Source organism: Pseudoxanthomonas mexicana, from assembly GCF_010093385.1.
Taxonomy (GTDB): domain Bacteria; phylum Pseudomonadota; class Gammaproteobacteria; order Xanthomonadales; family Xanthomonadaceae; genus Pseudoxanthomonas_A; species Pseudoxanthomonas_A mexicana.
This window is the reverse complement of sequence record NZ_PDWV01000011.1, coordinates 73,596-82,777: the sequence shown is the minus strand read 5'-3', so window position 1 is coordinate 82,777 and position 9,182 is coordinate 73,596. Positions and strand designations below refer to the sequence as shown.

8 protein-coding genes are annotated in these 9,182 nt (G+C 69.2%); 2 read left to right on the top strand and 6 right to left on the bottom strand.

What is annotated here, in order from left to right:
- The coding region (locus CSC76_RS06270) for an efflux RND transporter permease subunit (RefSeq protein ID WP_162109234.1) at positions 1 to 3,066 on the bottom strand (3,066 nt) is incomplete at its 3' end.
- On the opposite strand from CSC76_RS06270, the gene CSC76_RS19245 reads away from it, so the two are divergent.
- Positions 3,056 to 3,184 carry a hypothetical protein gene (locus CSC76_RS19245; protein WP_271249595.1) on the top strand — a complete coding sequence of 43 codons (129 nt, stop codon included), beginning with the start codon at positions 3,056 to 3,058 and terminating at the stop codon, positions 3,182 to 3,184. The two genes, CSC76_RS06270 and CSC76_RS19245, sit on opposite strands and share 11 nt — an antisense overlap.
- Positions 3,185 to 3,391: 207 nt before the next feature.
- Here CSC76_RS19245 and CSC76_RS06265 read toward each other — a convergent pair whose 3' ends face one another.
- The 5 genes from CSC76_RS06265 to CSC76_RS06245 all read right to left on the bottom strand — a co-directional run bounded on the left by CSC76_RS06265 (position 3,392) and on the right by CSC76_RS06245 (position 7,473).
- The gene (locus CSC76_RS06265; RefSeq protein WP_187572925.1) at positions 3,392 to 4,228 is read right to left on the bottom strand and encodes a LytR/AlgR family response regulator transcription factor; all 837 of its coding nucleotides are present in this window, start codon (positions 4,226 to 4,228) and stop codon (positions 3,392 to 3,394) included.
- Between the two features lie 3 nt (positions 4,229 to 4,231).
- Positions 4,232 to 5,317: a sensor histidine kinase gene (locus CSC76_RS06260; RefSeq protein WP_162109233.1), complete on the bottom strand. Its 1,086-nt coding sequence runs from the start codon at positions 5,315 to 5,317 to the stop codon at positions 4,232 to 4,234.
- A 106-nt stretch (positions 5,318 to 5,423) separates the two neighbouring features.
- The gene (locus CSC76_RS06255; protein ID WP_162109232.1) at positions 5,424 to 6,068 is read right to left on the bottom strand and encodes a trimeric intracellular cation channel family protein; all 645 of its coding nucleotides are present in this window, start codon (positions 6,066 to 6,068) and stop codon (positions 5,424 to 5,426) included.
- 33 nt (positions 6,069 to 6,101) lie between these two features.
- The gene (locus CSC76_RS06250; RefSeq protein ID WP_162109231.1) at positions 6,102 to 6,548 is read right to left on the bottom strand and encodes a carboxymuconolactone decarboxylase family protein; all 447 of its coding nucleotides are present in this window, start codon (positions 6,546 to 6,548) and stop codon (positions 6,102 to 6,104) included.
- Positions 6,549 to 6,585: 37 nt separating this feature from the next.
- Entirely contained in the window at positions 6,586 to 7,473 is an 888-nt protein-coding gene (locus CSC76_RS06245; RefSeq protein WP_162109230.1) for an RNA polymerase sigma-70 factor, read from the bottom strand.
- Positions 7,474 to 7,583: 110 nt separating this feature from the next.
- Between CSC76_RS06245 and CSC76_RS06240 the strand changes: the two genes are divergently transcribed.
- Entirely contained in the window at positions 7,584 to 9,101 is a 1,518-nt protein-coding gene (locus CSC76_RS06240) for a fumarate hydratase (RefSeq protein ID WP_162109229.1), read from the top strand.
- Positions 9,102 to 9,182: the final 81 nt, after the last annotated feature.

Sequence of the window (9,182 nt, the reverse complement as noted above, 5' to 3'; positions counted from 1 at the left end):
GTGCATCGACGACACGGCGACGGGGGGTGTGCGGCGAGCGGCCAGGCGCAGCAGCGCCGGCACCAGCACCACGGTGAACAGCAGGCTCAGTGCCACGCCACCTACCGACACGGCGGCCAGGCCGCGATAGATCACCGCGCCGGGGCCGGGATTGATGGCCATCGGTAACGCGCCCAGCACGCCGGTGAGGGCGGCGATCAGGATCGGGCGCAGGCGCTGTTGCAGGGCCTGCTTCAGGGCATCGTCCAGCGAGGCGCCTTCGGCCTGCGCTCCGCGCGTCTGTGCGACCAGCAGGATGGCGTTGTTGATCACCATGCCCAGCAGCATGATGAAGCCGATCATCGACAGCAGGTCCAGCGTCTGACCGGCCGCCAGGTCCAGCGCGCGCAGGCCTGCCACCCCGCCCAGCACCGCCATCGGCAGCGTGGCCATGACGAAGGCGCTGTCGCGCAGCGAGCGGAACATCGCGGCCATCAGCATGAACAGCACCACCAGCGCCATCACGAAGTTGAGGCCCATGCTGCGCACCACTTCGCCCAGCCGGTCGGCGCTGCCGGAAATGCGGATGGCGGCGTCGGGCGGCAGCGCGTCGCGCAGGCTGGGCACGATCTCGTCGTTGACGATGTCCAGCGCTTCTTCCAGCGACATCGCGGCCGGCGGATCGACGGTGAGAGTGACCGTGCGGCGACGGTCGATGCGGCGCAGCTGGTTCGGCGCCAGCACGGTGTCCACCTGTGCCAGGTCGGCCAGGCTCAGCACGCCGCCCTGCGGCGTGGCCAGCGGGGCAGCACCCAGGCGCGCGATGTCGTCATCGCCGTTGCTGCGCAGGATGATCGCAAGGCGCCGGTCGCCATCGAAATGCTCGCCCAGCCATTGCCCGTCGCCCAGCGTGCGCACCCCCGTGCCGAGCTCCGGGCGCCGCCAGCCGATTTCGGCCAGGCGACGGTCGTCGGGATGGACGCGCAGTTCCGGCGTGCCGCCGTCGGCGCTGGGCCAGGCCTGCACGTTGGCACCGGCGAAACGGTCCGACAGCGCCTTGCGTCCCGCCTCCGCGGCGCGCGCCAGCGCATCGCCGTCGCTGTGTTGCAGGTGGATGGCGATGGCGCGCGCAGAGCCGCCGAAGCTGCCGAACAGCTCGCCTTCGCTGGCGAAGGCGCGCGTGTCCGGGAAGCCGACCACGATCTCGTCGCGCACGATGCGCTCCAGTTCGCCGATGTCGTCCGGGTCCACCACGCGCGCGCCCAGCGTGCCGCCGCCCGGCCACAGATTGAGATACCAGTTGCTCAGCTGCGGACCTTTCTCGCCGTCCATGTAGGGGCGCATGCGCTCCAGCAGGGCCGGGGCGATCTCGCGGTTCACCCGCTCCGGGCTCATGCCGGGCGGGAAGTTGAAGAAGGCGTCGACGGCCGCGCGCTTCACCGGCGGCAGGTAGTCGATCTGCGGCATCAGCACGGCCGCGAGCAGGGCGGGCGCGAGGACAAGCGCGCCGACCCAGCCGAGCTGGCGCGTGCGGCCTTCGGTGGTCTTCAGTGCCCAGTCGCTGAGGCGCGACCAGAACCGGTGCTGGCGCTCCTCGCCGGGGCGCGTGCGCAGCCAGCTCCCGGCCGCTGCGGGCAACACGGTGACGGCGATCAGCAGCGAGATGCCCACCGCGATGGAAATGGTCAGGGCGAGATCGGCGAAGAGCTGGCCTTCCACGTCCTCCATGAAGATCACCGGCAGGAACACCGCCACCGTCGTCAGCGTGGAAGCGACCAGCGCGCCGCCGACCCGGCGCGTGCCCTCCCGCGCGGCACGCGCCGCAGGCAGGCCCGGCTCGCGCAGGCGCACGATGTTCTCGGCCACCACCACCGCGGCATCCATCACCATGCCCACCGCGAACGCGAGGCCGGCCAGCGAGATGACGTTGAGGCTGCGTCCGGTCAGCTGCAGCACGATGAAGGTGGCCAGCAGCGAAATGGGAATGGCGCAGGCAATCAGCGCGGTGGCGCGCACATCGCGCAGGAACCACCACAGGCAGCCCACGGCCAGCAGCACGCCAACGGTGAGACTGCCGGACAGCAGGCCCAGCGCGCGATTGATGAAGACCGAGGCATCGAAACTCTGGGCGATGTCCAGGCCCAGCGGGTTGAGTTCCTGCTCGCGCACGTCGGCGACGACGCGCTTCACCTCGTCCAGCGTGTCCAGCACGTTGGCGCCGCTCTCGCGCAGGATGCGCAGGCCGATGGCGGGATTGCCGTTCTGGTAAGCGAAGAAGCGCTGTTCGGGCCGTTTGACCTCGACGGTGGCGACATCGGCCAGTCGTACCGGGCGGCCATCGCGCCAGGCGAGGATCAGGTTGCCAAGCACGTCGGGTGAGTAGCGCCCTGCGAAGCGCAGCACGTACTCGCGGCGGCCGGCTTCGACCACCCCGCCGGACACGTCGGTGGCGCGCGCGGCCACGGCCGCGACTTCCGGGATCTGGATGCCGAGCGCCGCGGCGCGCGCCAGGTCCAGGGTGATGGTCAGCTCCTCCGCTGCACCGCCATTGATGTCCACGCCGGCCACGCCGTCGACCGAGGTCAATCGCGGCACGATGCGGTCCTCGATGAACTGCCGGTAGTCGAGGATGTCGCCGCGCGTGCCGGGCAGCTTCTGCACGAAGAAGTAGGTCAGCGAGTTGTTGGCGTTGTCCGCGCCGGCCTGCACGACCGGCGGCGTGGCGTCGCGCGGCAGCGGCTGCAGGCGGTTCATCCGCGACAGCACTTCCACCAGCATCGCGTCCATGTCGCTGCCGACGGCGAAGGTCAGGTTGATGAAGCTGTTGCCGGCATTGACGTTTGAGGCCATTTCCTCCAGTCCGGGCAGGCCCTGCATCACCGTTTCGATCGGCTCGACGATCTCCGACTCCATCTCCTGCGGCGAGGCGGCGCGCCAGCCGGTCTGGATGGACATCTGCGGACGTTCGATGTCGGGAAACAGCTGCAGCGGCAGCTTGCCCAGGCTCATCAGGCCGAACGCGCAGACCATCGCCACCACGACCGCGACGGCGGCGGGATTGCGCAGGGAGGCCTCGGTGAGTTTCATCGTGCAGGTCCGCGTGGTGGTCGGCGGTGCGCACGATGCACGCAGTCGCAAGCGGCGTTATGGCCCGGAAGTCATGCGTGGTGCGGCGTTGCGGCGAGTGGTGGATGCGGTGCGTTGAAGCGAAGGTGGAAAATGGATGTTGCCCGCAAGTAGCGTCTTTGTAGGAGCGACGTCAGTCGCGACCGTGCGCGGTGAATATCAGGGGAAGGATGAAGCGCGCGACACGGGAGCAGACGTGGGCACGAATCTGCCTCGCGCGTGAGGTCCAACGGAGTCCGGGACGTGCGGTCGCGACTGACGTCGCTCCTACAACGGATGACCCCGCCTACAGCAACACCGCCAGCTTGTCGCGATGGCTGCGCGACAGCTTCAGTTCCTGGCCGCAGTCCAGGCGCAGGAAGCTTTCGCCGTTGGTGTGCGGGCGCATCTCCACCACGCGGCGCGCGTTGACGATGGTGGAGCGGTGGATGCGCGGAAAGCGCTGCGGGTCCAGCTGCTTCTCGAGCTCGCGCATGGTGGCGCGCAGGACCAGGGTATTGCCGTTCGGCCCATCGCCATCGGTGTGGATGCACATGTAGTCGCCGGCCGCGTCGATCCAGCGGATGCTGTGCAGGTCCACGCGCACGGTACGGCCGCCATCGCGCACGGCGAGCTTCTCCTCGCGGCGCAGCAGGTCCAGGGCGTCGGGTTTGAGCGCTTCGTCCAGGTCCAGCGGCGGGCGGCCGCTGAGTTCGCCCAGCAGGCCGAGCAGATGCGCGCAATGGCCGCTGGCCTCGCGCTGGGCGCGTGCCTGGCGGACCCGTGCCAGTGCCTGCGCCAGGCGGGAGTCCTCCACCGGCTTCAGCAGGTAATCGGTGGCCGAGGCTTCGAATGCGCGGATCGCGTAGTGGTCGTAGGCGGTGACGAACACCACCAGCGGCATCTCGTTGGCCGGGATCGCCCGCAGCGTCTGGAAGCCGTCCATGCCCGGCATCTGCACGTCCAGGAACATCAGGTCCGGGCGATGCTCGCGCAGCCCGCCGATGGCCGAAGCACCGTCGCCGTAATAACCGACGATCTGCACGTCGGCATGGGCGGCAAGCCGGATCTCCAGGCCGCGGCGGGCCAGCGGCTCATCGTCCACGACGATGGCGCGCAATGGTGCGGAAACGGCGGCATCCACGCGTCAGTCCCCCAGGGTCTGCGAGGTTTCGAACGGCAGGCGCAGCGTCACCTCGATGCCGCGCTCGCGGTTGCGCACGGAGAACCCGCCGGTGTCGCCGTACAGCACGTGCAGGCGTTCACGCGTGTTGCGCAGGCCCACGCCCTTGCCGGGCGGCAGCTGGTCGCCTTCGATGGCGCTGCAGCCGGGGCCGTCGTCGATCACGCGCAGCACCAGCTGCTCGCCGTCGCGCTCGGCCTCGATGCGCAGCAGGCCGCCGGCGACCTGTTTGGCGACGGCGTACTTGATGGCGTTCTCGACCAGCGGCTGCAGCAGCAGGCTGGGCAACAGGGCGCGCCAGCAGTCCTCCTCGATGGCGGTCTCGATGCGCAGACGTTCGGCGAAGCGGATCTTCTCGATGTCCAGGTACAGCGTCAGCGCGTCCAGTTCCTGGCGCAGCGTCACCCGCTGCATCGGGTCGTTGTCCAGCGAGTGGCGCAGGAACGACGACAGACCCTGCACCATGCGGTTGGCGGTGGCGTTGTCGCGGTCCAGGATCAGCGTGGAGATGGCGTTGAGCGTGTTGAACAGGAAGTGCGGGTTCAGCTGATAGCGCAGCATCTTCAGCTGCGCCTGGTGGGCCATGCTGCGCGCGGCGAGCGCGCGCTCGGTCTCGCCCTGCAGCTGGCGGTAGTACTTGATCCCCATGTAGGCGCCCACCCACGCCAGCACCACGTAGATGTAGCCCAGCGAGTAGGCGACGAACTCCAGTCGCGTGGTGGGCCTGCAGGTCTCGCAGAAGTCGACCAGGGCTTCGCGGGTGACGAAGTCGATGGCGGCCGAACTGGCCAGCACCAGCGGGATCATCAGCGCCAGCAGTCTGCGCGGCGGCAGGTTCCAGTAACTTCGCAGCACGAAGCGCAGCCCCAGCGTGACCAGCGCACCCATCGTGGCGGCGGTGGCCGGCACCACCCAGTATCCCGACGGCTTGCCGTGGGCGACCGCGTACAGGCAGCCCTGCGCGAAGTACGCGCTCCAGCCGGCCAGGTGCAGCAGCCAGAAGGCCTGCTGGCGGGGCATGTCGAGCGGACGTGAGGCGGCGATGGCCATGGCGGACGTGGATGGGCGCAGGTGCCGCCATGCTAAGCCCATGCGCCGGCGCGTGCCGCACGGTTCGTCGGCCCCTGCGCACGCTTGGGCGCAGGCGGCCCGGGCGTTACTGCAACGGACCGGGTGGCTCGCCGTCGCCGCCGGACTGCAGGGCCACCGGCAGGTGCCAGCCGAAGGTGATCGCGGCCATGCGCAGGCCGAAGCACACCAGGGCACCCACCAGCGCGCAGGGCAGAGGCGGCAGTTGCAGCCAGTGGCCCAGGGCGACGATCAGTGCACCGGCCAGCGCAGCGACGGCGTAGAGCTCGGCGCGCAGCACCAGCGGCACCTGCGCCAGCAGCACGTCGCGGGCGATGCCCCCGCCGATGCCCGTCAGCATGCCCATCGCGGCCGCCATCGGCGGCGCGATGCCGTATTCCAGGGCCTTCTGCGTGCCGGCGACCGCGAACAGGGCCAGGCCCATCGCATCGAACAGCCGCACCGGGTGGTGCAGCTTCTCGATCAGCGATGCGCGGAAGAAGGTCACCACGCCGGCGGCCAGCGAGGTGACCGGATAGCGCCAGTCGCTGAGCGCTGCCGGCGGCGTGGCGCCGATCAGCAGGTCACGGGTGATGCCGCCCGCGGTCGCTGCGGCGAACGACAGCACCAGTACGCCGAACAGGTCCAGTCGGCGCCGCACGCCCAGCATGGCGCCGCTGAGCGCGAACACAAACGTGCCGACCAGGTCGAGGATGAGGACCAGGGTTTCCATGGCCCCCATTGTGCCGCGTGGCGGCGTGCCGGGTCAGGGCAGGATGGGCTGCATGCCCACGCCCAGGCGGTTCCACGCGTTGATCGTGGCCACCGCCATGGTCAGTTCGGCGATGCCGGACTCATCGAAGTGGTCCTTCAGTGCCTCGTAGGTCGCATCGGCGGGCGCGCCCGAGGGCAGGGTGGTCAGTTGTTCCGCCCAGGCCAGTGCGGCACCCTCGCGGGCGTCGAAGAAGCGGCTGTCGCGCCAGCCGGCCAGGGTGTCCAGTTTGCGCGGTTCCACCCCGGCCTTGCGCAGTGCCCCGCCGTGCATGTCCATGCAGAAGGCGCAGCCGTTGATCTGGGAGACGCGCAGGAAGATGAGTTCGAGGAATTCCTTCCCCAGCACGCCGTTGTGGATGGCGGTGCTGGCGGCATACAAGCCGCGGAAGGCGTCGGGAACATGCTTGGGGTAATCGACGCGATGGAACTTCTGGCTCATGGCAGTGCCTCAATGGCGGCCACGATGGCCACCTTCACTACCAGGACGCGCCACCGTCCTTCGGCGTGACACCCGAGCCCAACTTGTCAGGATTGGCGATGGTGAAGATGTCGCTGATGCGCTCACCGTCGCTCACCGCCACCATCACCGCAGCCAGCACGCCGTCGCGGTAGCGCAGGATCGCGGGCTCGCCGTTCACCGTGCCCATGCGCCAGTCGATGGCCGGATCCTGTCGTCGATAGGCGGCCCAGAACAGCCGCGCGATGCGGATCGCGCCCAGCAGCGGGCGGATGACCGCGACGGCCTTGCCACCGCCGTCGGAGACCAGTTGCGCGTCCTCGCGCAGCAGGGCGGTGATCGCGGGCTGGTCGCCGCGCCGCGCGGCCTGCATGAAGCGCTCGAGCAGGCGGCGATGGTTCTCGCGGGGAACATCGAAGCGCGGCCGGCCCGCCTGCACGCGTTCGCGCGCGCGGTGGACCATCTGCCGGCAGTTCGCCTCGCTCTGGCCCAGCAAGGGCGCGATCTGGGCGTAGTCGTAGTCGAAGGCCTCCTTCAGCAGGAAGGCCGCGCGTTCCTCCGGACCCAGCCGCTCCAGCACGGCCAGGAAGGCCAGCGAGACCTGTTCGGCCACCTCGGCCGACTGCTCTGGCGAGGGCGATTCGTCGATCTCCGAGGGGGGCGGCAGCCACGGTCCGGTGTAGTGCTCGCGCTGCGTCCGTGCGGCGCGCAGGCGGTCGATGCCCAGCCGGGTGGCGGCGGTGACCAGCCAGGCTTCGGGGTCGCGGATGCCGGTCCGGTCGGCCTGCTGCCAGCGCAGCCAGGTGTCCTGGACGACATCCTCGGCGTCGCTGCGGCTGCCCAACAGGCGATAGGACAGCCCGAACAGGCGGGAACGGTGGGCTTCGAAGGTGTTTTCGGCGTTCATGCGACCAAAGACGGGCGAGGGCGCCCGCCCGTGACACCCGGGCGGGCCGTCACTTTGGCCTAAAATGGGCGCTTCCGCCCGCTACCCCACCGGCAGCCGCCCGTCGCTCCATGACCTCGATCAAGCAAGAAGACCTCATCCAGTCCATCGCCGATGCCCTGCAGTACATCAGCTACTACCACCCGGTGGACTACATCAAGAACCTCGCCGCCGCCTACGAGCGCGAGGAGTCGCCGGCGGCGAAGGATGCCATCGCCCAGATCCTGATCAATTCGCGCATGTGCGCCGAAGGCCACCGTCCGATCTGCCAGGACACCGGCATCGTGACCGTGTTCCTCGAGATCGGCATGGACGTGCGCTGGGACGACGCCACGATGGGCGTGGAGGACATGGTCCACGAAGGCGTGCGCCGCGCCTACAACCATCCCGACAACAAGCTTCGCGCCAGCGTGCTGGCCGACCCGGCCGGCAAACGCACCAATACGAAGGACAACACGCCGGGCGTGGTCAACGTGAAGGTAGTGCCGGGCAACACCGTCGACGTGATCGTCGCTGCGAAGGGCGGCGGTTCCGAAGCGAAGTCGAAGTTCGCGATGCTCAATCCGTCCGACTCCATCGTCGACTGGGTGCTGAAGACCGTGCCGACCATGGGCGCCGGCTGGTGTCCGCCGGGCATGCTCGGCATCGGCATCGGCGGCACCGCGGAGAAGGCGATGCTGCTGGCGAAGGAGTCGCTGATGGAGCCGATCGACATCACCGACCTGCAGGCCCGCGGTCCGTCGAACCGCGCCGAGGAGCTGCGCCTGGAGCTGTACGAGAAGGTCAACGCGCTGGGCATCGGTGCGCAGGGCCTGGGTGGCCTGACCACCGTGCTCGATATCAAGGTCAAGGACTACCCGACCCACGCGGCCAACCTGCCGGTGGCGATGATCCCGAACTGCGCTGCCACGCGCCACGCGCATTTCACCCTCGACGGCAGCGGTCCGGTGATGCTGGATCCGCCGTCGCTGGAGGACTGGCCGGAGCTGACCTACGACGCCTCCAAGGGCCGTCGCGTCGACCTCGACACCCTGACCCGCGAAGACGTGGCCAGCTGGAAGCCGGGCGAAGTGCTGCTGCTCAACGGCAAGCTGCTGACCGGCCGCGATGCCGCGCACAAGCGCATGGTCGACATGCTCAACAAGGGCGAGCCGCTGCCGGTCGACTTGAAGGGCCGCTTCATCTACTACGTGGGCCCGGTCGATCCGGTGCGCGACGAGGTCGTCGGTCCCGCTGGTCCGACCACCGCCACCCGCATGGACAAGTTCACCGAACAGGTGCTGGCACAGACCGGCCTGTTGGGCATGGTCGGCAAGGCCGAGCGCGGCCCGGCGGCGATCGAGGCGATCAAGAAGCACCAATCGGCCTACCTGATGGCGGTCGGCGGCGCGGCCTACCTGGTATCCAAGGCGATCAAGGCGGCGAAGGTCGTCGGCTTCGCCGACCTGGGCATGGAAGCGATCTACGAGTTCACCGTGCAGGACATGCCGGTGACCGTGGCCGTCGATTCGCAGGGGACCTCGGTCCACCAGACCGGGCCGAAGGAATGGCAGGCGCGGATCGGGAAGATCCCGGTGGTGGTGGCCTGACGCTGTTTCCTTCTCCCTTCGGGAGAAGGTGCCCGAAGGGCGGATGAGGGGCGAGCGGAGCCGGAATGCCTGAGTCATCCG

Bases quoted from the DNA above. Each gene is read 5' to 3' on its own strand.
- CSC76_RS06250 (WP_162109231.1), bottom strand. From the start codon at position 6,548: ATGAGCCAGAAGTTCCATCGCGTCGATTACCCCAAGCATGTTCCCGAC.
- CSC76_RS06255 (WP_162109232.1), bottom strand. From the start codon at position 6,068: ATGGAAACCCTGGTCCTCATCCTCGACCTGGTCGGCACGTTTGTGTTC.
- CSC76_RS06260 (WP_162109233.1), bottom strand. From the start codon at position 5,317: ATGGCCATCGCCGCCTCACGTCCGCTCGACATGCCCCGCCAGCAGGCC.
- CSC76_RS06240 (WP_162109229.1), top strand. From the start codon at position 7,584: ATGACCTCGATCAAGCAAGAAGACCTCATCCAGTCCATCGCCGATGCC.
- CSC76_RS06245 (WP_162109230.1), bottom strand. From the start codon at position 7,473: ATGAACGCCGAAAACACCTTCGAAGCCCACCGTTCCCGCCTGTTCGGG.